The 22,945-nt window shown below is 71.2% G+C and carries 21 protein-coding genes; 7 read left to right on the top strand and 14 right to left on the bottom strand.

What is annotated here, in order from left to right; translation table 11 throughout:
- Together C4U03_RS37530 and C4U03_RS37520 are read left to right on the top strand one after the other, a co-directional pair.
- Window positions 1-223: Clp protease/crotonase-like domain-containing protein (locus C4U03_RS37530; protein ID WP_200827737.1), on the top strand; the 223-nt coding region annotated here is incomplete at its 5' end.
- Between the two features lie 228 nt (window positions 224-451).
- Entirely contained in the window at window positions 452-1,309 is an 858-nt protein-coding gene (locus C4U03_RS37520; RefSeq protein WP_103944557.1) for a TIGR03619 family F420-dependent LLM class oxidoreductase, read from the top strand.
- 20 nt (window positions 1,310-1,329) lie between these two features.
- Here C4U03_RS37520 and C4U03_RS37515 read toward each other — a convergent pair whose 3' ends face one another.
- The 4 genes from C4U03_RS37515 to C4U03_RS37500 form a co-directional block, all read right to left on the bottom strand.
- Window positions 1,330-2,124 (bottom strand): PaaI family thioesterase, encoded by a 795-nt coding sequence (locus tag C4U03_RS37515; protein ID WP_200827736.1) that lies wholly within the window; start codon window positions 2,122-2,124, stop codon window positions 1,330-1,332.
- Between the two features lie 26 nt (window positions 2,125-2,150).
- Window positions 2,151-3,041: an LLM class flavin-dependent oxidoreductase gene (locus C4U03_RS37510; protein ID WP_103944555.1), complete on the bottom strand. Its 891-nt coding sequence runs from the start codon at window positions 3,039-3,041 to the stop codon at window positions 2,151-2,153.
- 158 nt (window positions 3,042-3,199) lie between these two features.
- Window positions 3,200-4,378 carry an amidohydrolase family protein gene (locus C4U03_RS37505; RefSeq protein ID WP_103944562.1) on the bottom strand — a complete coding sequence of 393 codons (1,179 nt, stop codon included), beginning with the start codon at window positions 4,376-4,378 and terminating at the stop codon, window positions 3,200-3,202.
- A 202-nt stretch (window positions 4,379-4,580) separates the two neighbouring features.
- Window positions 4,581-5,480: an acyl-CoA thioesterase gene (locus tag C4U03_RS37500; RefSeq protein ID WP_103944554.1), complete on the bottom strand. Its 900-nt coding sequence runs from the start codon at window positions 5,478-5,480 to the stop codon at window positions 4,581-4,583.
- Window positions 5,481-5,627: 147 nt separating this feature from the next.
- On the opposite strand from C4U03_RS37500, the gene C4U03_RS40855 reads away from it, so the two are divergent.
- From C4U03_RS40855 to C4U03_RS37485, 4 genes are read left to right on the top strand one after another with little or no spacing between them, the layout of a single operon-like run.
- Window positions 5,628-6,533 (top strand): hotdog family protein, encoded by a 906-nt coding sequence (locus C4U03_RS40855; protein ID WP_160147233.1) that lies wholly within the window; start codon window positions 5,628-5,630, stop codon window positions 6,531-6,533.
- On the top strand, window positions 6,530-8,122 hold the full coding sequence (locus C4U03_RS37495) for an AMP-binding protein (RefSeq protein WP_160147232.1): 1,593 nt from the start codon (window positions 6,530-6,532) through the stop codon (window positions 8,120-8,122). The genes C4U03_RS40855 and C4U03_RS37495 overlap by 4 nt, the downstream gene beginning before the upstream one ends.
- 19 nt (window positions 8,123-8,141) lie before the next feature.
- A complete protein-coding gene (locus C4U03_RS37490) occupies window positions 8,142-9,197 on the top strand; it encodes an acyl-CoA dehydrogenase family protein (protein ID WP_103944552.1) in 1,056 nt (351 codons plus the stop codon).
- Window positions 9,182-10,339, top strand: coding sequence for an acyl-CoA dehydrogenase family protein (locus C4U03_RS37485; protein ID WP_200827735.1), 1,158 nt, complete (start codon window positions 9,182-9,184; stop codon window positions 10,337-10,339). Before C4U03_RS37490 ends, C4U03_RS37485 begins: the two co-directional genes overlap by 16 nt.
- 95 nt (window positions 10,340-10,434) lie before the next feature.
- Here the strand turns inward: C4U03_RS37485 and C4U03_RS37480 are convergent, their stop codons facing one another.
- From C4U03_RS37480 to C4U03_RS37460, 5 genes are all read right to left on the bottom strand, one after another.
- On the bottom strand, window positions 10,435-11,130 hold the full coding sequence (locus C4U03_RS37480) for an ABC transporter ATP-binding protein (protein WP_200827734.1): 696 nt from the start codon (window positions 11,128-11,130) through the stop codon (window positions 10,435-10,437).
- Window positions 11,127-13,904 carry an ABC transporter permease subunit gene (locus C4U03_RS37475; protein ID WP_103944550.1) on the bottom strand — a complete coding sequence of 926 codons (2,778 nt, stop codon included), beginning with the start codon at window positions 13,902-13,904 and terminating at the stop codon, window positions 11,127-11,129. The genes C4U03_RS37480 and C4U03_RS37475 overlap by 4 nt, the downstream gene beginning before the upstream one ends.
- A gap of 25 nt (window positions 13,905-13,929) precedes the next feature.
- On the bottom strand, window positions 13,930-15,150 hold the full coding sequence (locus C4U03_RS37470; RefSeq protein ID WP_103944549.1) for an ABC transporter substrate-binding protein: 1,221 nt from the start codon (window positions 15,148-15,150) through the stop codon (window positions 13,930-13,932).
- Between the two features lie 15 nt (window positions 15,151-15,165).
- Window positions 15,166-15,561 (bottom strand): DUF427 domain-containing protein, encoded by a 396-nt coding sequence (locus C4U03_RS37465; RefSeq protein WP_200827733.1) that lies wholly within the window; start codon window positions 15,559-15,561, stop codon window positions 15,166-15,168.
- A 70-nt stretch (window positions 15,562-15,631) separates the two neighbouring features.
- On the bottom strand, window positions 15,632-17,266 hold the full coding sequence (locus tag C4U03_RS37460) for an AMP-binding protein (protein ID WP_200827732.1): 1,635 nt from the start codon (window positions 17,264-17,266) through the stop codon (window positions 15,632-15,634).
- Window positions 17,267-17,376: 110 nt separating this feature from the next.
- Here C4U03_RS37460 and C4U03_RS37455 point away from each other — a divergent pair, with 110 nt between their 5' ends.
- The gene (locus tag C4U03_RS37455; protein WP_103944547.1) at window positions 17,377-17,835 is read left to right on the top strand and encodes a VOC family protein; all 459 of its coding nucleotides are present in this window, start codon (window positions 17,377-17,379) and stop codon (window positions 17,833-17,835) included.
- A gap of 63 nt (window positions 17,836-17,898) precedes the next feature.
- Here the strand turns inward: C4U03_RS37455 and C4U03_RS37450 are convergent, their stop codons facing one another.
- The 5 genes from C4U03_RS37450 to C4U03_RS37430 all read right to left on the bottom strand — a co-directional run bounded on the left by C4U03_RS37450 (window position 17,899) and on the right by C4U03_RS37430 (window position 22,848).
- The gene (locus C4U03_RS37450) at window positions 17,899-19,086 is read right to left on the bottom strand and encodes an ABC transporter substrate-binding protein (RefSeq protein ID WP_103944546.1); all 1,188 of its coding nucleotides are present in this window, start codon (window positions 19,084-19,086) and stop codon (window positions 17,899-17,901) included.
- Window positions 19,087-19,318: 232 nt separating this feature from the next.
- Window positions 19,319-20,137, bottom strand: a complete 819-nt coding sequence (locus C4U03_RS37445) for an ABC transporter ATP-binding protein (RefSeq protein WP_103944545.1) — start codon at window positions 20,135-20,137, stop codon at window positions 19,319-19,321.
- Window positions 20,127-20,876: an ABC transporter ATP-binding protein gene (locus C4U03_RS37440; RefSeq protein ID WP_160147231.1), complete on the bottom strand. Its 750-nt coding sequence runs from the start codon at window positions 20,874-20,876 to the stop codon at window positions 20,127-20,129. The genes C4U03_RS37445 and C4U03_RS37440 overlap by 11 nt, the downstream gene beginning before the upstream one ends.
- On the bottom strand, window positions 20,873-21,979 hold the full coding sequence (locus C4U03_RS37435; protein WP_103944543.1) for a branched-chain amino acid ABC transporter permease: 1,107 nt from the start codon (window positions 21,977-21,979) through the stop codon (window positions 20,873-20,875). The genes C4U03_RS37440 and C4U03_RS37435 overlap by 4 nt, the downstream gene beginning before the upstream one ends.
- The gene (locus C4U03_RS37430; RefSeq protein ID WP_160147230.1) at window positions 21,976-22,848 is read right to left on the bottom strand and encodes a branched-chain amino acid ABC transporter permease; all 873 of its coding nucleotides are present in this window, start codon (window positions 22,846-22,848) and stop codon (window positions 21,976-21,978) included. Before C4U03_RS37430 ends, C4U03_RS37435 begins: the two co-directional genes overlap by 4 nt.
- Window positions 22,849-22,945 lie beyond the last annotated feature (97 nt).

The following is a 22,945-nucleotide window of genomic DNA, read 5'->3' as shown; positions in this document are numbered from 1 at the left end:
CGCCACGATGGAGCTGGCCGGCCAGATCGCCCGGATGCACCCGTTCGCGCTGCGCCAGGCCAAACGAGCCGTCAACCAGACCCTCGACGTGCAGGGCTTCTACGCCGCCGTCCAGTCGGTGTTCGACACCCACCAAACCGGCCACGGCAACGCCCTCAGCGTCGACGGCTACCCCGTCCTCATGCAACTCGAGGGCATGAAGGACAAGCTCAGGAGGCAGTGAGCAGCCGCGGGCGGCCGGTTCCGCAAAGACGGTTCCGGCCGCCGCTGAGGTCCACGTCGCGAGGAAGGCGACCATCACGGGGACGATCTCGCGGTGAAGAGCGTTCGGGTCCGACCGCACGCGGAGGTCTGCGACGCCGGATCGAGTCGCGCGGGCGGCGAACGCCGGCAAGTCGTCCAGCGGCGGATCGGTACCCGCCATGAGAATAACCGAGTTCGGAGGGCTGATATGGAGTTCGGGGTGCAGCTCGGCGCCGTCAATCCCAAACTGTGGGGCGAGGTGGCCGAAGAGGCGGACCGGCTGGGGTTCGAGTCGGTCTGGATCCCCGAGCATCTGGTCGTGCCGATCGATACTGCGGGGAGCCCGCATCAGGGCTCGGACCACCCGCCGATACCGCCCGAGGTCCCGGTCTTCGACGCGCTGGGCATGCTGTGCCATCTAGCGGCGCGGACGACCCGGATAAGGCTCGGCACCTGCGTGTACAACATCGGGCTGCGGCACCCGTTCGTGACGGCGCGGGCGGCGACGACGGTGGACGTGCTGTCCGGCGGTCGGCTGGCCTTCGGTGTGGGGGCCAGCTGGCTGCGGTCGGAATGGGAGGCGGTGGGGCTGGACTTCGACCGTCGCGGGGCGCGTGTGGACGAGGCCATCGCGGTCTGCCGCCGGCTGTGGAGCGAGGCCGTGGTGGAGCATCATGGCGAGTTCTTCGATTTCGGTCCCGTGGCGTTCGAACCGAAGCCGGTGCAGCGACCGGGGCCGGCGCTGCACATCGGCGGGGACGGGGCAGCGGCGCTGCGCCGGGCGGCCACTGTCGGCACGGGCTGGATGCCGATGAACCACACTCTGGAGCGGCTCCCCCGCTCACTGGCACTGCTGGGCGAGCTGGCCGAGCGCGCAGGACGGACCACGCCGATCGAGGTGACGCTGCCCGGCGCCCGGATCAGCCGGCCGGAAGAGATCGAGTCCTATGCCCGGGCCGGGGTGACGCGCATGATCGTCGCGCCATGGACCCGTTCCCGGGAGGCGCTGGACGGCCTGCGCCGGTTCGCCGACGAGATCCTCCGTCCCGCCCAGGCCACCGGCTGATCCCTGCGCTTCCTCGCGCGTCACCGGCTCCGGGTCCGCCGAGCACCATGGAAGGTTCTGGCGGTGGCGATGCCGGTGAGGCGGTCGCCGTTACCGGCATCGCGCAACTCCACCTGGCCGAGACCGTCGCGCAGGCGGGCGGTGGCGACGACGGGCCCCACCCGGGCGGGCTGGAGATAGCGCAGGCCGAGCGAGCACAAGGTGTCGCCCGGCGCCAGCGACAGTGCCGCTTCCTCGGCGACCAGGGCGATGAGCCCGCCGTTGATGGTGCCGGAGGCGTTCAGCCCGTCCTCGGATCGGGGCAGGACGGCCACACCAGGGCCGCGGCGCGTACAGCCCGCCCGCTCGGCGAACGGCTTGACCAGCCGCTCGCGCTGCAACGGGAGTTCGACGTCGAAGGCGGTCGGCAGCGTGATGCCGGGGTCGGGGGCCATCATGAACGACGCGTGCGCGATCGCCAGCGGTTCGGCACCGGCCGAGGTGAACTCGACGCCGGCGACGAAGACCGAGCGGCCGACTTTGACGACCCTGGCGATCCCGTCGACGGTCCCGTTCGCGGGAGCCGGACGGTACAGCTGGACGTCGAGTTCCAGCGTCACCGGCACACGGGGTGCCGTGACCTGGGTGGCCAGCAGCCCGGTCAGTGTGTCGGCCCATGCGGCCAGGATGGACGTCCGCAGGTGCGGGGTGCCCGGTGCGTGCATCGCGGGGGTGACCGAAGCCGTACCGTGCAGGTCCTCGCCGACCCTCCTGGTCGCGAAGCCGAGTTCGCCGAGCATCCCCTGCGACGCCTGCGGATCGGTGCTGGTGGTCAAATCCCCGCTCCCTCGGTGCGCTGCGGTCATCGGAGTGCCGGCAGGACTTCCTCGGCGAAGAGCCGGATCGTCTCGGGCGTACCGAAGTCGTGGAACTGGCAGACGAACAGTTCGGCCCCGGCTGCACGTTCGCGCGACAGCGCCTCGGCGACCTCGTCGGGGGTTCCGGCGACGACCCCTCCCCAGGCGCCGAAGCGACGGCGGGTCGTCTCGACGACCTCGTCCCGGGTGGCCGAGGAGGCGGCCAGGCCGATCGGGTGCTGGATCGAGATCCGGGCCGCGCCGGCCGACGGGCGCAGCTCGGCGAGCCTGTCCGCGGCGCTCGACGGACAGTTCCACCAGTCGGCCCGGCTCGCGACCAGGGGCATGGTGAGCCGGGAACCGGCACCGCCGATGTGGATCGGCACCCGGCCGTCAACGGGCCGAGGACGGCAGACCGCCGCCCGGAGCGTCCAGTGTTCGCCGTCGAAGTCGACCGGCTCGCCGCTCCACAGCAGGCGGAGGATGTCGATGGTCTCGGCGAGCCGGCCGGCGCGGGCGGCGGGCCCGGGATCGGTGAATCCGTAGTCGGTGAGCTCCCTGGCGACCGATCCCCATCCCAGGCCGAGTTCCAGGCGCCCGCCGGACAGGACGTCCAGGCTGGCGGCCATCTTCGCCAGCAGCGCCGGGTGGCGGAACTCCGCGCACAGCACGAGATGGCCGACGCGCAGCCGCTCGGTGCGCATGGCCACCGCCGTGGCGACGGTCCAGGCGTCGAGCATGTCGAGATCGCGGCCCGCCGGAGGCGCCAGATGGTCGATGAACCAGACGGAGTGGAAGCCGCACTCCTCGGCCGCCCGTGCCCGCCGTTCGATGGCGGCGAAGTCCATCCGGACCTGCGGCAGGTAGAGGCCGGCGTGAGCCCGGTCAGTCGTCATCGTGATCGCTCCTTCGTCCGCGACCGCCGCCCGGACCGTCCTCGGGGCGTCCTCGGGGCGTCAGGCCCGCCGCCCGGACGGACGGCGGGCCCTCCAACGCCCCGGCCCCGCACCCGTCACCACGGCGCGCTCGGGCTGGAAAGGGACGTGCGGTCCGCTCACACGGGGATGAGGCGGGAGAGGTTGCCGCCCATGATCTTGGCTTTGGCCTCGTCGGACAAGGTGGCCAGGTCGTCCACATGGGTGATCGGGTCGGCCTTGCCCTCGGGGTGCGGGAAGTCCGAGCCGAACAGCACCCGGTCGGTCCCGAGCAGGTCGGCCAGCGCGGCCATGTCGTCCTCGATGAACGGGCTCACGTGGATCATCCGGCGCATCTGCTCCACCGGGTCCTCCTGGAAGCCCTGCGGCATCTTCTTGTGGATGACCGCCAGCTTCTCCAGCAGCGGCCCCACCCAGGACGACCCGGTCTCGATGGTGGCGATCTTCAGGTCCGGGAAACGGGACAGGCAGCCGTGGCAGATCAGCGACGCCACCGTGTCCTCGATCGCCCGCCACTGCCCGATCTCGCGGAAGGGCTGCAGCGTGAACGGCAGGTACTCGCGCTGCTTGCCCTCCCAGTCGGCGGTGTAACGCTGGTATCCGCTGTCGGAGGAGTGGAAGGCCACCAGTGTCCCGCTGTCCTGGACCAGCTTCCAGAACGGGTCGAACTCCGGCAGCGCGATCGAGCGGGGACCGTGGACCCCGTACGCCGGCGCGGGACGGACCAGCACGACGCGCGCGCCGCGCTCCAGGCACCACTCCAGTTCCCTGACCGCCTCCTCCACGATCGGGAGCGTGATCACCGGTGCCGTGAAGATCCGGTCCTGGTAGTTGAACGACCAGACCTCCTCCAGCCACCGGTTCAGCGCGTGGACCGCCGCATGGGTCAGCTCCGGGTCGTCGCGCATCCGCTCTTCCAGCAGGCTCGCCAGCGTCGGGAACATCAGGGCGCGCTCGATGCCCTGCTCGTTCATCAGTTCCAGCCGCGGTCCCGGCTCCCGGAACGCCGGGATCGACTCGATCGGCTTGCCGACGATCTCCCGGTACGACTTGCCCTCCGGGTTCCCGTGCCGGAAGTAGTCCTCCTGCGCGCCGGGGCGGGCCACCTTCTCAAACGTCGGGTTCGGGATGTACTCACTGATCCGCCCCTGGATCGCGATCTTCGTCCGCCCTCTGACCTGCACGTACTCGATGGCGCCCTGGTACTCCTTCGGCAGGTGCCGGGTGAAGGCGTCCTCGGTCTCGTACAGATGGTTGTCCGCGTCGAACAGCGGATACGGCAGCTCGCGTGACGGCATGAAAGTCACCCCTTCGGATCGACATGGATCGCCTCTTCCACGAGGAGTCCCGGTGACCTCCCGGTCGCCGGGGCGAGGCGCTCACTCCCGCGGCCACTCTTGGGCACGGCTGGATCGCCTGCAGCGTATATCGACCTCGATGTCAAAATCAATGAACTGCCCGGACGTTGCCGGATACCGCCGGACGCTGCCGGCCGTGCCGTCACAGCACCATGTCCGGGGCCGAGGGCCTGCGCACCAGGGGCCGGATCATCCCGTGCACGGAGTAGGACGCGGCCAGCCGTCCGTCCTCGCCGTAGACGCGCCCCTCGCTCTGGGTCGTCCCCCGTCCCGTGTAGACGACCTGGTTGACGTAGAGGAGCCATCGGGTGACGTCGATGTCGTCGTGATAGGCGACGGTGGCCTTGGAGATTCCCGTGGAGATCGTCTTGTGCGCCATGGCCTCGCTGTAGCCGGCGTGCGGGCGCAGCGCCGCAGCGATCGTCCAGTGCGTGACCGAGTGCGTCATCAGGGCGCTGTGCAGGTACCCGACCGGCGGCGCGTCGGCGAAGCGGGTCCACACGAACAACTCGGCGGGCCCGACATGCCCGGGGTCCCAGTCGTAGGCGTCGTCGACGATGCGCAGCTCGCGGCCTCGAACCTGCATGTCGGGCCACTCGAAGGGGCGCACCGCGTCCGGCGGAGGGACGTCGGGCATCGGCGCGGTGGAACCGATCAGGTCATCGGCGTCGGTCCCCATGAGGATCAGCCCCGCGCAGCGCAGCCTGTCCTCCTGCATCACCCGCGCCTGGACGGTGGAGTAGGTCCGGCCCCTGTGCGGTACGTCCAGCTCGACGGCGATCTCCTCGTCGTGGCGGGCGGCGCGCGAGAACACCATGGACGCTGACGTGACCCGCTGGCCGGGGATCTCCTTGGACGCCGCGACGACCGCATCCGCGAGGAGCTGACCGGCCTCCACCACGTTACGGCTGGTCGCGCCGTGGGCGGGCGCCGTGTACCGCCCTGGTCCGGCCGGCTGGACGTCCATCAGCCGGAGCAGTTCGTCCTGGTCCCAGGGCTTCGCCGGCCCGCCCGCAGCGGCCCGCTCTCCACCAGCCCCCATCGCTCTCACTCCCCAGACGCATCGAGGTCGACGATCGCGCCACGCGGTCCGGCGCGGCGTCCCGGAGCAATCTAGCCCTCCGGCCAATCTATTGACAACGACGTCGAAATTGAGTTGGCTCTGCGGACGGGAGCCCGGGGAGGGGACGTGCCGGACGCGATTTCACAGATCCTGCGCTTCGTCGACGGCTGGGGACGGCGCGCGTACCCGGTGCGGTGGTCGCTCCGGGACACGATCACGTACGCCATCGCCACCGGGGCCGACGCACGCAACGCCCGCGCGTTCGTCTGGGAGTCGGCGCCCGACTTCGGACCACTGCCGACGTTCGCGACGCGCTTCGCGCACGACGCGCTCATCGACTTCGCCGCCGGAACGCAGCACGCGGGCCTGTCGTCCTTCGCGCGCGCGACCCGCGTTCGCCTCCACCGCCCGCTCCCCGCCGAATGCGACCGGGCCCGCGCCGTCACAGCGCTCAGCGTCAAGGAACGCTCCCCCGGACGGCTGGTGCTGACGCTCGATGTCGAAACGTGCGCGGCCGGCGAGACCATCGCGCACTCGTCGCTCGACGTGCACTTCCGGGTCGCCCACGGAAGGAGTACGCGGCCGCCTTCCTCCGGCACCGGCGACACCGAGGGCGGCGGCCGGACGGTCGAGGTGAGGGAGAGCGTCCGGCCCTACCAGGCCGCGGTCTTCCGCACTCTGCTGGGACTGACGGCCGATGGCCGCGTGCAGGACGCGATGCACATCGACCCCGTCCGGGCTCGCGAACTCGGGCTGTCCGCGCCGGCGCTGCCCGGGGAGGTCACCTTGGGCATCGTCGCCAGGCTGGCCGCGCAGAACCTCAGGCGGCTCGGCGTCGGCGGCCTCGTCGCGGCCGAGATGTCGTACCTGAGCCCCGTGTCGGACGTCGACCGGCTGACGATCGCGTTCGCTCCGTCCCGCGGCGGTTCCGTACGCACGAAGGTCGTCAACGGAAAGGGCCGGGTCGCGGCCCGCGGCGCACTGCACTTCCGGACCGGCCCCACAACCTCCGACCGCGGGGAGACATCATGAAACCGTCCTTCGAAGGCTCGCTTCCACCGTTGGCCGAGCGCACCGTCGTGCGCGTCCTGCGGGAACACGCCGAGCGGCACCCCGGCCGGCCGGCGCTCGCGGGTCCCGGGGTCGAACTCGGCTACGGCGCGTTGCTGGACGTGGCCGCCGCTCTGGCCGGCGGGCTGCGCGCTCACGGGATCCGGCCCGGCGACCGCGTCCTGCTGATGCTCGACAACCATGTGGACGCGGTGATCGCGTGGCTGGGCCTGACCTGCGCGGGCGCGGTGGAGGTCCCGGTCAACACCGCATTCGACGGCGGTTTCCTCGACCACGTCGTGCACGACAGCGACGCCGTCGCGGCGATCGCCGAGACGCACTACCTCGATCGTCTGGAGGGGGCCGACGGCGGGCGTCTGCGCGGCCGCGTCATCGCGCACGTTCCGACGGAGACCGGCCTCGGCGCCTTCGGGCTGCCCGAAGGCGAGCCCACGATCACCGACGCCGAGCCCTGGGACATCGCGGCGGTGTTCTACACCTCCGGGACGACCGGGGCGAGCAAGGGCGTCCTCGTCCCGCACGCCCAGGCCTACGGATACGCGAGCCCGGTGTACATCGGCGCGGTCGAGCCGGATGACACCAGCTACGTGGCATTGCCGCTGTTCCACGTGGGCGGCCAGCTGTGGGGCGTCTACAACGCGTTGATCGCCGGTGCCCGCGCCTACATCTGTCCCCGGTTCTCGGCGTCGGGTTTCTGGGAGGACATCGCCCGCAGCCGCTCGACCTTCGCCGTGCTGACCGGAGCCATGGCGCGCTTCCTGGAGGCGCAGCGACCGAGCCCGCTGGAGCGGACGAGCGGCCTGCGCAAGGTGTGCCTGGCGCCGGTCCCGGCGGACGTGGACGCGTTCTGCGCACGGTTCGGCGTCACCTACTGCGCCGGTTACGGCAGTACGGAGGCCGCCACGCCGCTCGCCGCCCCGCACGGGGTCTCGGGCGCCGGCGGGCTCGGCTGGGTGCGTCCGGGTTTCGACGCCTTGGTCGTGGACGAGCACGACCGGCCGGTGCCGGACGGGCGGATCGGGGAACTCGTCGTCCGCCCGCACGAGCCGTGGACGATGTTCCAGGGCTACCTCGGGCGCCCGGAGGCCACGGCGGCGGCATGGCGGAACTCCTACTTCCATACCGGGGACGCCGTCCGCAGAACGGCCGACGGCGAGTTCTTCCTCGTCGACCGCGTCCGCGACAGCATCCGCCGCCGCGGTGAGAACATCTCCTCACTCGAAGTCGAGGCACAGGCGAACACGCACGGGCAGGTCACCGAGGCCGCGGCGGTCGGGGTGCCCAGCGAACACAGCGAGGAAGAGGTCCTGCTGCTGGTGGTCCCCCATCCGGAGGGCCCGCCCCACCCCGCCGACCTGTTCCGGTATCTGGCCGAACGGCTGCCGTACTTCGCCGTCCCCCGCTTCATCGCCTTCGTTCCCGAGCTGCCCAGGTCAGCATCCAACAAGATCATGAAGGGGCCGCTCCGCGCGGCGGGCGTCCCGGACGACGCCTGGGACGCCGAGCTGAACGGCGTGCGCGCCACCCGGCACGGCATCGTGGCGATCTGAACGAGAACAGGGGTACCCCATGGACGTGGCTCCCAGCGACGAGCAACGCCGGCTCGTCGAGTCCTTCACCGCGCTGTTCGGCGACGCGTCGCCACCGTCCCGGGTGCGGGCGGCCGAGCCGCTCGGCTTCGACCCCGCCCTGTGGGAGACGGTGCGGTCCGCCGGCATCGTGGCCATGGCCGTCGGCGAGGCGGACGGCGGATGGGGCGCCGAACCGCTCGACCTCGCGCTCGTCGCCGAGGTCCAGGGACGCTTCCTCGCCCCCGTCCCGATCGTGGAGGCCCAGGTTGCCGCGCGGCTCCTGGCCCGCCTCCGGACACCGCGCGCCGCCTCCGCACTCGCCGCGGCGCTGGCGGGTGAGCGCACCGTGACGATGGCCGTGCACCCGAGCCGCGAGGGCGTGGCCCGGCTCGTACCGGCCGGCGCGGTGGCCGATGACGTGCTCGTGATGGACGGGGGGCGGCTGCTGCTCGTCCCATCCGGCGGCGACCACGGCCAGGTCGAGAACCTCGGTGCGATGCCCCTCGCCGACCTGCGCCTGGGCCCGGACGCCGAGGTGCTCGCGGACGGGCCCGGCGCCGAGGCCGCCTACGAGACCGCACTGGACGAGTTCCTCCTCCTCACGGCCGCCGCCCAGGTCGGCATCGCGGCCCGCGCGGTCGAGATCGGCGTCGGCTACGTCAAGCAGCGCCGGGCGTTCGGCGTTCCGATCGGCTCGTTCCAGTCCATCGGCCACGCCCTCGCCGACTCGGCCACCGCGGTCGACGGTGCCCGCCTGCTCACCTACGAGGCCGCGTGGGCGCACGGCACAGAGCCCGGACGTTTCGCCGAGTTGGCGGCCATGGCCTTCGCATTCGCGACCGAGACGGCGCGCGAGGCGACCTACCGCAGCCTGCATTTCCACGGCGGTTACGGCTTCACCGACGAGTACGACATCCAGCTCTACTACCGGCGCGCCCGCGCATGGGCCGCCGTCTGCCTCGAACCGCGCGCCGCCTACCGCCGGGCGGCCGACCACCGTTACAGCGCCGTCCGGACGGCCGCACCGATGGAGGAACAGTGGACTTCGGCATAGGAGAACGAGGCCAGGCGCTGCGTGCGGAGGTCAGGGCGTTCCTCAAGGAACATCTCACCGACGAGTTGGCCGAGCGTTGCCACCGCACTGGTGTCGCGCATGACGACGCATTCGTCCGGGCGATGCACGAGGCCGGACTGCTCGCGCTGGGATGGCCCGAGGAGTGGGGCGGACGCCCCTGCGACCCGCTCGGCCTGTCCGTCGTCGAGGAAGAACTGAGCAAGGCTGAAGCCCCCACGTACGGGGTCAGCACGACGCACATGGTCGCGCGCGCCATCCTGCGGTGCGGGAACGACCGGCAGCGGGCGGAGATCATCCCCAGGGCCGTGCGCGGTGAGATCCTCATCGTGCTGGGCTTCACCGAACCCGAGTGCGGGTCCGACCTCGCCGCCGCCCGGACCCGCGCGGTGCGGGACGGCGACGAGTGGGTCATCAACGGCTCCAAGATGTTCACGACCAACGCGCACATCGGCGACTACGTGTTCCTCCTGGCACGGACCGGCACCACGTCCAAGCACGAGGGCCTGACCGTGTTCCTCGTCCCCGCCGACCAGCCCGGAATCGAGGCGCAGGCCGTGCGCACCATCTCCGGTGAACGGACGAACATCACCTACTACCGGGATGCGCGCGTCCACGACGACTGGCGGATCGGCGATGTGGGCGGCGGCTGGCGCGTCCTGGGCGAGGCGCTCCAGGAGGAGCACTCGGTCGGCTTCGGCGCCTCGATGCTGCGCCTGCTGGAGGCGGCGGAGGGATGGGCGCGTACGGCGCGCGGCAACTCGGGCCGGCCCCGCATCACCGACCCGGACGTGCGGGAACGCCTCGGCCGGTGCGCCGCCGAGGCCGAGGTCTCGCTGCTGCTCCAGCGGCGCGCCGCGGCGATGGCGGGGCAGGGCGTCGTCCCCGTGGCGGAAGGACCGATGGCCAAGCTCTTCAGCTCCGAGGCACTGACCCGAGCCGCCGAGGACCTGTTCGACCTCCTCGGCCCGGATGCCCTGCGCGGCCACCTGTCGCCCGGCGCGCCCGAGGGAGGGCGGGTCGAGCACGCGCTCCGCTTCTCCCTGGGGACGACGATCTACGGCGGGACGAGCGAGATCCAGCGCGGCATCATCGCCCGCCGGGGCCTCGGTCTCCCCCGCTAGAAGCCGGCCCGCGCGTCATCGTGAGGGACTCCCCCACGATGACGCGCGGGCGAGAACGGACCGGCCATCGCCCTCCGCTCCGTTCCGGGCGTCGGTCAGCCCGGTCCCGTTCCGAGGTACGCCGACCGGAGGACATCGGGTGAAGCGAGCAGTTCGGCGCCCGTGCCCGACGTCGACAGCCGGCCGCGCCGCAGCACGTAACCGCGGTCGCTGACCGCCAGCACCTGCGAGGCGTGCTGCTCGACGATCAGCACCGCCGTCCCGGCGTCGGCGGCCGCGCGCAGCCGCTCCAGCAGCCGCGTCACGATCAACGGTGCCAGCCCCAGGGACAGCTCGTCCACCAGCAGCAGGTCCGGCTTTCCGGCCAGGCTCCGGGCCAGCGCCAGCATCCGCTGCTCGCCGCCCGACAGCAGGCCGCCGCGGCGCCCCAGCAGCGGCTCCAGTTCGGGGAACAGCGCCAGCGCGTCCTCGACCGGGCCGGGCCCAAGCCGCAGGTTGGCCAGCGTCGTCAGCCGGCTGAATACCGACCCCTGCTCGCTGATATAGGAGATGCCGCGCCGCGCCCGCCGGTGCAGCGCGCCGCGCAGCGGGGCGTCCCGGTAGCGGACCTTCCCGGACGTCGGCGTCAGCACCCCGGCCAGCGCCAACAGCGTCGTGGTCTTGCCCGCGCCGTTCGGGCCGAGCAGCGCCACGACCTCGCCCTTGTCGATGGTCAGGTCGAGTTCGCGGACGACGTCCACGCCGGAGTACCCGGCGGACATCCCTTCGACGGTCAGCAGCACGGACCTCACGCCCTCTCCGGCTCGGCCTGCGCGTCGGTTCCCAGGTAGGCCTCCACCACGGCCGGATCGCGCAGGACCTCCTCCGGCTCACCGTCTGCGATCAGCCGTCCGAAGTTCAGGACGGCGATCCGGTCGGCACAGGTCTGTACGAACGACATGTCGTGCTCGATGACCAGGACGGCGATGCCGAGATTGTCGGCCAGCCGCCGGATCAGGCGGGCCAGCTCGGCCGTCTCCTCCTCGCCGAGGCCGGCGGCGGGCTCGTCCAGGAGCAGTACGGCCGGGTCGGACGCCACGGCCCGGGCGATGGCCAGCAGCCGGCGCCGCCCGTGCGGCAGCTCGCCGGGGAAGCGGTCCAGGTCGTCGGCCAGCCCGAACTCCTGGACGGCGGCCTGCCCGGCGGCCGTCAGCCGCGGCCTGCGCGGCCGGACCAGGTCGGTGACGTACCGCAGGGCCGGGACCTGGGAGGTGACCAGCAGGTTCTCCAATACCGTCAGGTCCTCGAACAGTTCCAGGGACTGGAAGGAGCGCACCAGCCCGGCCTGGGCCCTGCGCGCGGCGCTCCAGTCCTCCAGAGCCTGGTCGCCGAGCCGGATCCGCCCTCCGCGCTCCGCGCTCACGAAGCCGGTCAGCGCGTCGATCACCGTGGTCTTCCCGGCGCCGTTGGGTCCGATCAGCGCCACCACCTCACCGGGGCCCACGCGCAGGCTCACGTCGTCGACGGCCTGGACACGTCCGAAACGGACGTTCAGCCCGCTGACCTCCAGCGTGCGCGCGCTCGCCGGCCGCTCCGCCCTTGGTACGTCCCCGGCGTCGGCCGGGACGGGCGCGGCGGCGGACGCGGATTCGCGGCGCTTACCGGAGGTGATCCGCTCGCGGACCGCCGTGACGGCTCTGACCTGCTCGAAGGCCATCCCGCTGGGGTTGGCCAGGATGATCATCAGGAGCATGGCGCCCGAGACGATCTCCAGGGCGTTGGTGCCGAGCCCGAAGGAGTGCAGGATCTGCCCGCCCACGCCGCCGGGGGCGAAGGAGCCGCCGCCCAGCGCGCCGATCACGTAGCCGATCCCGCCGATCACGGTGTACACCACCAGTTGCACGGACGAGAACGGGGAGAACTCGGTCAGCACCAGGTTCTGCTGCCGGAACGCCAGGAACACGCCGCCGAGCGCGGCCAGCGCGGCACCGAGCCCGAACGCGTAGACCTTGATCACCGCGCTGTTGAGGCCGAGCGCCGCGGCCGCCCGCTCGTTGCTGCGCAGCGCGATCAGCCGCAGCCCGGTGCCGCTGCGCCGGACGTTGGCCACCGCGACGCACACGACGACGACGACGGCGAGCGTGACGAAGGCCAGCCGGCGCGGATGGTCGAAGCCGTCCAGCTCCCAGCCGAACAGGTTCAGCTTGCCGATGTCGATGCCCTCCAGCCCGCCGGTGAGGGCGGGGTTCTGCAGGATCAGCTGGGACAGCACGACCGACAGGCCGAAGGTCAGCAGGGCCAGGTTCACGCCCCGGGTGCGCAGCGCAGGCACCGCGATCACGACCCCGACCACGGTGGTGATGACCACGGCGGCGATCAGAGCCGGGACGAACGGCCACGACTGCGTCTGGATCAGCTTGCCGGCGATCCACGCGCCGGTTCCGGCCAGACCCATCTGCGCCAGCGAGATCTGCCCGGTGAAGCCGGTGACCACCACCAGCGACAGGCAGATGATCGCGGCGGCCAGGCTGACCTGGATCGAGGCCGCCCAGGCGGCGGGCACGACCGAGATCACCACGACCGTCACCGCCACCGCGGCGAGCAGGCCCGGGAGCCGGATCCGGCCGGAGCCCAGCACCGGCAACCGGTCCAACAACTCGCCCCGGACGGGCAGGTTGCGGCCCGCGACGAAGAGCACGACGACGATCATGAGGAACGCGGCCGAGTGCGACACCGACTGGGCGGTGAAGGCGCCCAGCAGCAGCCGGTCGTCGGAGACCAGCGGTGCCAGCGGCCCCTCGTCCACGATGTAGCGTCCCAGCAGCGTCTCGACCACGCCGATGACCAGCGCCGCCGCCAGTGTCCGCCAGAACGAGACGAACCGGCCGACCAGCGCCGCCGCCAGCGAGCGCAGCACGATCAGGGCGAGCGCCTCGACGCTGAGGAACAGGATCGGCGCGACCAGGATGCCGGCCAGCGAGGCCAGAACGGCGCCGAGCACCCAGTTGGCGGTGGCGACCTTGTCCGGTGATGTGCCGAGGGCGGCCGCGGCGACCGGGTTCTCCGCGATCGCCTCGGTGGTGCGGCCGAACGGCGTCCAGCGGAACAGCGCGACCAGGCCGAGGGTGAGCACGGCCGCAATGCCGATGACCCAGAACCGGTCCTCGCCGATCCCCGCCTCCGCGCCGAACACGTGGTGGGTGCCGTGCGGAAGCGGGGAGACGACCAGGTCCTGCCCGCGCCCCCACAGCTGGTAGCCGATCCCGACCAGCAGCGCGAACACGCCCAGGGTCGCCACCAGCCGCACCAGCGCCGACGCCCGGCGCAGGTGCTTCATCAGCAGCAGGTGCGTGGCGGCGCCGAGCAGCGCGGGGACGCCCAGGGCGAGCGGCCACGCGGCGGCCTGTGGCAGCCCCAGGTCGGGGGCGACGCGGTAGAACAGGAAGGCGCCGATCATGCTGTAGGCGCCCTGCGCGAAGTTGACCACCCCGCTGCCGCGGTAGATCAGCACCAGGCCCTGGGCGGTGAGGGCGTAGACCGCCCCCACCGACAGCCCCAGGATGAGGAAGGTGAGCAGGTCGTTCATGGGCGAGGCTCCCGACCGGGTCCGGTCACTTCTTGGCGAACTGGTTGAGATCGGTGAACGTGCCGCCCTCGGGCGCCATGATCTTGCCGCCCTGCACCGTCTGGAACTGGACGGTGGCGCGCGGGAGCCGCGGGAGCTTGAGGAAGTTCGGTGAGCCGTAGGTGAAGTCGGGGGCGATGCCGATGGAGACCTTGCTCCCCTCCAGCGACTTCATCAGGGCCGGGCCGCTGATGTCGGTCGCCCCGTTGAGCCTGTCGGCCACCAGGTGGATCGCGGCCCACACGTTCAGCGCGAACTCGGTGCCCTCGATCTTGCCGTCGCCGTACTTGTCCATCTCGTCCACGAACTGCTTGATCTTCGGGTTGGCCGTGTTGGTCGCCGCGTCGTAGTCGCTGACGACGACAGTGCCCTCGCTCGCGTCGCCCATCTTGGCCAGGGACGCCTCCGACACCGCGGTCGCCACGACCGCGATCTTGCCGCGGTAGCCGGCCTGCCGCAGCCCGACGATCGTCTTGGTGGTGACGTCGGTGGAGGCCAGCAGCGCGACCCCGTCGGGGCGGGCCCCGGCGATCTGGCTGAAGTGCGAGGTCAGGTCGGCCGAGACGTCGAAGGGCAGGTAGTGGGCGCCCTTGAGGTCGCCGGGATCGGCGAGCAGGGCCTTGACGTACTGGGGCACCAGCCGCCCGGACGGGCTGTCACCGGTCACGACCGCCACCGTCTTGGCCCCCGCCTGCTGCAGCGCGACGCCGGTGGCCGCCGACAGCATCGGCGAGCCGCCCTGGATCGGGAAGGAGGCGGGGCTGGTGAAGTCCTGCCCGGTCTGCACCTGCGTGCCGACCAGCGGGATCTTCGCTCCGTGGAAGGCCTGGACGACCGCGTCGGAGGAGACGTACTTGCCGACCCCGGCGATCACCTTCTTGTCGATGGCCTCACGGGCGCACTTGGTGGCGGCGTTCGGGTCGGTGACGGTGGAGGCCTCGCAGTGGATCAGCTTGATCGGCCGGGCCGCGCCGCCGCCGCCCGGCTTCACGCCGCCGGCGTCGTTGATCGCGTTGGCCGTCGCCTGGGCTGCCTTCAGCAGCTCGGGCTGGTAGATGGGGCCGGGACCGGAGGCGATCACCGACAGGTTGATGGGCTCACCGGTGAGGTCCTTGCCGTACTCGCTCTCCGAACCGGAGCCGGAGCAGGCGGTGACGGTGGCCGCCGCCAGGGCAGTGAGGGCGGCGAGGCTGAGGGCTCGGCGCATGGGAATCTCCCTATGTCAGGGGCGGGGTGGGGTGGAGACGACCGGGTCGGCGGTGCCGATCTGCACCAGGGTCCGGTCCTGGTAGAAGGCGATGTGGTCGCGCAGGATCGCGACCTCGGTGTACGGCTGCGGGTACTCCCAGGCGATGGGGTCATCGCCGTCCCGCAGCCGCCAGTACTTCGCCCGTCCCTTGTAAGGGCACCGCGACGTCTGGTCGGAGGGCGCGAGGTGCTCGGTTCGCACGTCCGCCCGCGGTATGTAGAGGACGAGTCCGTGGTCCTGCTCGTCGACCACGAGGGCGGCGGTGGTCTCCGCCAGCACCACGCCCTCGTGGGTCACGCGGATGAGGTTGCGCTTGCGGCGCACGTCCACGCGGTAGTCCGGCCGGTCGACGTAACCCGACGGTTCCAAAACCTCTCCCTTCTCGGAGGGCGTCCACCGCGCACTGCACGGGTGCGCGGAACGCATCGACCGGCACGTGTCACCGGGTCTCCCGCAGCGAGCCGTCACGCACCTGCTGGCGCAGGCGGAACTTCTGGATCTTGCCGGTCGCCGTGCGCGGGAAGTCTTCGACCAGGTGCACCGACTCCGGCCACTTCTGCCGGGCGAGCCCGGCCGCGGCGAGATGGGCGCGCACGTCCTCCAGCGAGACCGGCCCGGCCGCCTCGTGCGGGCGGATCACCGCGGTGGCGTGCTCGCCCAGCCGCGGGTCGGGCTCGGCCACCACGCTGACCTCGGCGACCTGCTCCATCCTCAGCAACAGCGACTCGACCTCCTGGGCGCTGATGTTCTCGCCGCCCCGGATGATGACGTCGGCCACGCGGTCGGTGATGGTGAGGTAGCCGTCGCCGTCCACCTCGCCCATGTCGCCGGTGCGGTACCAGCCGTCGGCGTCGAACGCCCGGGCGGTCAGCGCGGGATCGGTGTAGCCGATGCAGCAGTCGGCGCCGCGCGAGAGGATCTCGCCGTTGCCGTCCAGGCGGAACTCGGCGCCCGGCAGCGCCCGGCCGTCGGTGCGCAGACGCTTGTCCGCCGCGTCGTCCAGCAGGCTCGCCGTGATCGACGGGTGCTCGGTGCTCCCGTACGACCGGTACACCGCGATGCCCTCCTTGGTCGCCCGCTCGGTGAAGGCCTCCGGTACCGTCGCGCCGCCCAGCCCCATGTACGGGATCTGGGCCAGGTGCTCGGGGGTGAAGTCAGGGTGGTCGAGCAGGCTGGTCAGGAAGTAGGGCGGACCGCCGGCGATGCCGAGGCCGCGCTCGCTCATCGCCCGTAGCACCTCGGCCGGGTCCCAGACGTCGATCAGCTGCACCGGCTCGGACCGCAGCAGCGGCAGCAGGAACGCGTTGATCATCCCCATGAAGTGGCCGACCGGGGTGCCCACGAGCTGCGGTGGGCCGCCCTTGCCGTAGAAGTGATCGGCCTGGCGCGCCTCCCAGCCGATCGTCTGGTGGCTGTGCACCACGCCCTTGGGGTTGAGCGTCGTCCCGGACGTGAAGCCCACGATCGCCGGGGCCGTGGGGTCGACGGCCTCGGGCCCGGTGAGCGGGTCGGCGTCCAGCATCCGGTGGAAGGGCGTGGCGGCCCGGGGCAGTTCCCGCTCCGGGCGGTCGCTCACCACCAGCCACAGCGGCTCCTCGTCCCGCCCCGCCAGCAGCTGCTCGTACTGCTGGAGGTGGTCGGTGCGGCCGAACCGGTCGGGCGTGACGATCACCGCGGGACGGGTGTCGTCCAGGATGTAGCCGACCTCCTTGGGGCCGTAGAAGTGCACCACCGGGACGACGACCGCGCCGACGTAGGTGGCGGCCCAGAACGTGACGGCCGCCTCGACCCAGTTCGGCAGCTGGAGCATGACGACCGAGCCGGGGCCGATGTCCCGGACCCGCAGGGCCCAGGCCAGCGAACGCGCCGCCCGGTCCACCTCGGCGAGGGTCCCGGTGTAGGGGCGCGCCTTGGAGCGGACGTGGAAGGGCAGGTGGGGGGCGCGGCCGAGACCGTCGGCCACCATCGCGCCGAGGGAGTCCTCGGTCCACCAGCCTTCGTCGCGGTAGCGCTGAGCGAGCCCGGCGGGAACCGTCCGGATGCCCCAGCCTTCGAGAGCAGAGCTTCGGGTCACCGTATCGCCTTCAGTGGTCGGGAGGGGGGCGGGCGGCTTCCGCCCACCGGCGCTGACGACTAACATCAAAGTAGGTTTCGACGTCAACGTCAATAGTTGGGAGCGGGCGTATGAGCATTCCGCGGATCTACCACGTCGGTATCGTCGTGGCGGCCCTGGAGCCGGCGATGGAGGAGTTCAGCGAGGCCACCGGAGTGACGTGGGGGCGCGTGCAGCGCTTCCCCGCCGAGTTCGCCACCCCCTCCGGACCCCGGACGTTCCACCAGACGTTCGTGTTGTCCCTGGAAGGGCCGCCCTACATCGAGTTGCTGGTGCGGGTCGACGACAGCGTGTGGGAGAAGACCGGCCTCCACCATCTGGGCATGTGGAGCGAGGACGTGGCCGGGGAATCGGCGGCCCTGGAGGGGCGCGGCTGTGCGTGGGAGGCGGCCATCCTCGACGGCGAGGGGCGGCGTGCGGGCGGCTGCTACCACACCCTACCCAATTCTGACGCCAGAATCGAATTGGTGTCGCGAGCCGCGAGCGCCCCGCGGCTCGAACGCTACCTGGCCGGCGGCGACTACCGCTGAACCGACCCGGCCCGTGCGCCCGGGGCGGGCGCACGGGCCGGGTCGGGCCTCATGGGGGCGGGTTCAGGAGGACGAGCCCGCGGCCAGGGTCTGCGTCAACGTGGCCTTGGAGCCGACCACGTTGTAGAGGTACCAGTTCTTGAACGGGTAGTGGTCGTCGGCGGTGTAGCCGAACGCGTCGACGATGCCGGGGATCGAGGTCTGCAGCTTCTCCAGCTGCTGCTTGAGCTGCTCGCCGGAACACGGGTACCCGCAGGCCTTCATCGCCTCGCCGTACGCCTTCGCGCTCAGGTAGCCCATGACCGCCTCGCCGTCGTTGAGCCCCATCAGGGTCGAGGAGTCCTTGATCTTGGACTTGACCGCGTTGATGTAGGCCTTGGCGCCCTCTTCCGTCGCGTCCGGCTGGACCAGCGAGTACACGGTCATCGCGTACACGTTCTCGTCGGTGGACGAGGCGAGCGAGGTGAGGTTCGCGGTCCCGTCCAGCCAGACGAAGGGCGCCTGGATGCCGGCGGCGCGCACCCCCTTGAGCACACTCAGCAGGCCCGGCCCGGTGTGGGAGATCAGGACGACGTCGGGCTTGGCCGCGACCACCTTCGCCGTCTGGCTGGAGTAGTCGGTCGACATCAGGTCGATCTCCTGGGCGGTCGCCAGCTGGATGCCGGCACCTGCGGCCTTGGCCTGCACGTCCTTGGCGAGCGCGAGGTCGGTGAGAGTGTTCAGGTAGACGAAGGCGGTCTTCGGGTCGCTCTTGCCGGTCACCTTCTTGGCCGCCTCGAACAGCGGTGTCGCCGCGCGCGCGTTGTCGGGCCCGATGTTGAACACGTAGGGGTTGTGTTCCGCCGCCGAGATGCAGGCCAGCGGCACCTTGTTGCGCACGGCGACCGGCTGCGCGGCCGAGCAGTTCGAGCTCAGCACGTTCCCGAAGATGACGTTCACCCGGTGGGCCGTGGCCAGCTGGGTGGTGTTGGCCGCGGCCCGGGACTGCTCACCCCCGTTGTCCAGTGCGGTCAGCTTGATCTTGTGGCCGTTGATGCCGCCCGCGGCGTTCACCTCGTCGACGTAGGCCTGGATGCCCTGCTGGAGCGTCTTGCCGTAGGCCGAGGTGGCCCCGGACAGCTCGGCGTTGATGCCCCAGTTGTACTCGCCGCCCGAGGCGGCGTCCGATCCGCCGCCGCACGCGGCGAGAACGAGGGCGCCCGCACCTGCCAGGGCGAGGGCCTTGAGCGTGGCTCTGTGTGGACGGGACATCGCAACATCCTTGTCATGAGTACGGGGTGGGAGGGGCGCCGGGGATGCCCCATGAGGGACATCTAGTTTTTGACTTTGATGTCACAAAATAAAAGCGGGGACGAGCGGCGTCAAGGTCTCTCCGGCGGCGTGACCGCAGCCCTTCCCAGGCCCACCGGGATGACGCACGGCTCGCCGGGCTTGGGCCCGATCCGGCCAGCCTGCGGCCGCCGGCCGGTCCGCCCGCCGCCTGTCATAGATCTCTCTCGATTCCGACGTCGGTATTCGCCGACTCACCGAGGTAGGAGCGCTTGACGGCCTCGCTGCTCATCACCTCGTCCGGCAGTCCCACGTCCAGGACCTCGCCGAAGTTCATGGCCATCAGGCGGTCGCAGTTGCCGGTCACGAAACCCGGATCGTGGTCGATCAGCACGATGGTGCGGCCCAGCGTCCGGAGCCGGCGCAGTGCTTCACCGATCCCGCCGCGCTCGTGGCCGCTCACCCCGGAGGTCGGCTCGTCCAGCAGGAGAAGTTCACCGCCCGTCACCACGGCGCGGGCGATGTCCACCAGCTTCTGCACGGCGCTCGACAGCTCGCTCAGGGGCCGGTTCGCATACTGCTCCAAGCCGAACTGTCTGAGCGCCTCCATGCCCTTGTCGCGCGCTTCCGCCTGCGCCTTGCGCCGCTTGCGGTGGCCTGCGAAACGCAGCGCGCCCACGATGGAGTTCGGCAGCTCTCCGAGCGCGACGAGCTGCAACGCCGTGAGGTCACGGAAGTAGTGGGTCGACTGGAGGCTGCGCCCGATCCCGTGCTTGCGCATGTCGTGCGGGCGCACGCGGCACAGGTCGACGTCCCCGTACCGGACGGTGCCGGCACTGGGCCGGACGATGCCGTCGATGACGTTGAGGATGGTCGTCTTGCCCGCGCCATTGGGGCCGACGATGCCGAACACCTCGCCCGGCCGCACGTCGAAGGTGACGCCCCGCAGGATCCGCACACCGCCCAGGTCGACGTCGACCCCGTCGACCCGGAGCCGGCGGGCATCGGTTTTGACCTCGCTGTCAGCGTTCATGTCGCCCCAGGTAGGTGTCGAGGACGGCGTCGATGTCCAGCGAGTCGAGCGGACCGCTCGCCACCAGCGACCCGCTGTCCATGACCTGTACTTGGTCGGCGACGTGCAGCGAGGCGTGCACGGCCTGGTCGGCGGCGAGGATGGTGAGCCCGCGCTCGTCGGCGAGGCGGCGCAGATGGCCCATCAGCTCGCGCACCATGCCGGGCGCCAGTCCCAGCGACAGCTCGTCGACCAGCAGGACGCTCGGTTTGCGCAGCAGCACCAGCGCGGTGGCGAGCATCTGCCGTTCGCCCCCGCTGAGCAGCCCCGCGCGAACGGTACGGCGTTCGCGCAGCCGTGGGAAGAAGTCGTACATCTCTTCCAGGTCCTGCTTGCGGGACGCCACCAGACGCAGCTGGTCCTGGACGCACATGTTGACGAAGACCTTGTGCTGGTCGGCCACCAGGCCTACACCGAGCTTGGACAGCCGCAGTGGGTTGGGGCGCTTGACCACTTGGCCGCGGATCGAGATCCGCCCCTTCGAAGAGCCCGACTCGTGCGCGAGGAAGCCGGTGATGCCGCGCAGCGTACTGGTCTTCCCGGCGCCGTTGCGGCCGAGGATGACCGTGAGCGTTCCGGGGGCCAAGTCGACGTGGTAGCCGGACACCGCCGGTGGGCCACCGTCGTAGGTCACCGTGAGGTCCCGCACCGTGAACACCGATCCGGTGAACACCGGATCCGTGGGCGTTGAGTCCGTCATGCCGGCGACTCCGTCGTTCGTCCGGTGCGTCGTCCACTGAGGGTGCGCCGCAGCAGCCGCTCCGCCTTGCCGAGCAGCCCCTGGACGCCCTCGGGCTCGAAGAGCACGACGAGCAGGAAGAGCAGGTTGAACAGGCCGGCGTTCGCGATGCTCTGGTTCTCGGTGTACCAGTTCGCGTCGATCCCGAGCCCGGCCAGCCATCCCGGCAGCCGCAGTTGCAGGATGTACGGCAGCGCGGTGATGATGACCGCCCCCGTCAGGGCGCCCAGCCGGGAGCGGATGCCGCCGATGTAGATCATCGTGATCAGTGCGATCGACAGGTTGAGGTTGTAGGTCTCGTAGTCCGCCCGCCCGACGAGGTAGGCCATCAGGCAGCCGGCGACCGCGGTGATCGCCCCGCTCATGGCGAAGGCGTACAGCTTCCAGCGGACGGCGTCGACGCCGCTGACCGCGGCCGCCTCCTCGCTCTCGCGGATCGCCCGCCACGCCAGGCCCACCCCCGTCCGCTCGACGAGCGCGACGACGAGGTACACGGTCGCCAGGAGAGTGATCAGCACGATGTAGAACGACTGACCGGTGGAGACGTCCAGCGGGCCGATGTGCAGGGGCGGCACCTCCAGCCCGGCCGGGTGGCGGGCCGACTGGTAGTTCTTGGTCACCGCCGTCACCATGAACTGCAGCGCGAGGCTTGACAGCAGCAGGTACAGCCCGCGGAACCGCAGGCCGGGCAGCCCGGACAGCAGACCGACCAGCCAGCCCACCACCGCGCAGATCAGCAGCGGGAAGGGGAAGGTCTCCAGCGGCGTGCCGGCGAGGCTTCCGGTGACGAAGGCGCCGATGGCCATGAAGGCGGCGCCGCTGAGTGCGATCTGACCGGCGCTGCCGATGAGCACGGACTGCCCGATCGCCGCGACGGCGTAGACGGCGCAGGACTGGCCCACGAGGTTGAGGAAGGGGCCGCCGTTGAGCGCCCACAGCGCGGCGGCCAGCAGCCCGGCGCCCATCACGAACTGGGTCCCGCTGCCCTGCCGCCCGAGCATCCGGCCGAGCGTGCGGCCCAGCACTCCCGCGCCTGTCCGGTCCTTGATGGCATCGGTGGTCACAGCCGTACGACCTCCGCCTTGCCGAACAGCCCGGACGGGCGAAAGAACAGGAACCCGAGCATGAGGGCGAAGGAGACGAAGTCGACCCAGCCGGCTCCGATGCCGATCCGCACCGCGTTCTGGATGCCGGCGAGCAGCAGCCCGCCGGCGAGCGCGCCGCCGACCGAGCCGAGGCCGCCGAGGATGATGGCCGGGAACGCCAGCAGCCCGATGTTGGCGACCCCGACCGGGTCGACCGCGGACCGCAGGCTGAAGGCGATGCCGGCCAGCGCGGCCGTCCCCCCGGCCAGCGCCCAGGCCACGGTGGCGATCCGGGCCGAGCTGATGCCGAGGTGCACCGCCAGCGTGGCGTTGTCGGCCACCGCGTTCATGCGCAGACCGATCTGGGAGTGGCGCAGGATCAGCACCAGGGCCGCCACGACGGTCACGGCCATCACGACCGCCACGATGTCGGCGACCTGCACCACCGCTCCCAGGATCCGGAACGCGCGGGTTGATACCACGTCGGGCAGGCTGAGCGGCGCGGTCCCGTACCTGATCCCCACGGCCGCCTGCAGGACGCCGGCCAGCCCGATCGTGGCGACCGAGGTGGCGAACGCCTCCCGGGCGGCGACCCGGGCGAAGATCAGCACATAGACCACCGCGCTGAAGGCGGCCACGGTGATCATGGTGACGAGCACCGCGGGCAGGAACGGCCGCCCGCCGGTCACCAGCGAGTAGAAGACGAACGCGCCGAGCAGCATGAAGCCGCCCTGCGCGAAGCTCAGGACCTTCGAGGCACGGAACAGCAGCGCGAATCCGACTCCGACCAGGCCGTAGACGGACCCGGTCACGATGGTGCCCACGACAGCCTGGGCGACAACGCTCACGCCGTCGCTCCCTTCTCCGCCGGGAGGGCGCAGGCATGGCCTCGCCCTCCCCGAGCTGCGGGACGAAAATTGACTTCGACGTCACAATATAGGTGTG

It is taken from the genome of Thermomonospora echinospora (assembly GCF_900108175.1).
Classification (GTDB): Bacteria; Actinomycetota; Actinomycetes; order Streptosporangiales; family Streptosporangiaceae; genus Thermomonospora; species Thermomonospora echinospora.
The sequence above is the reverse complement of the archived record's forward strand: the minus strand, read 5'-3'. Positions and strand labels throughout refer to the sequence as shown.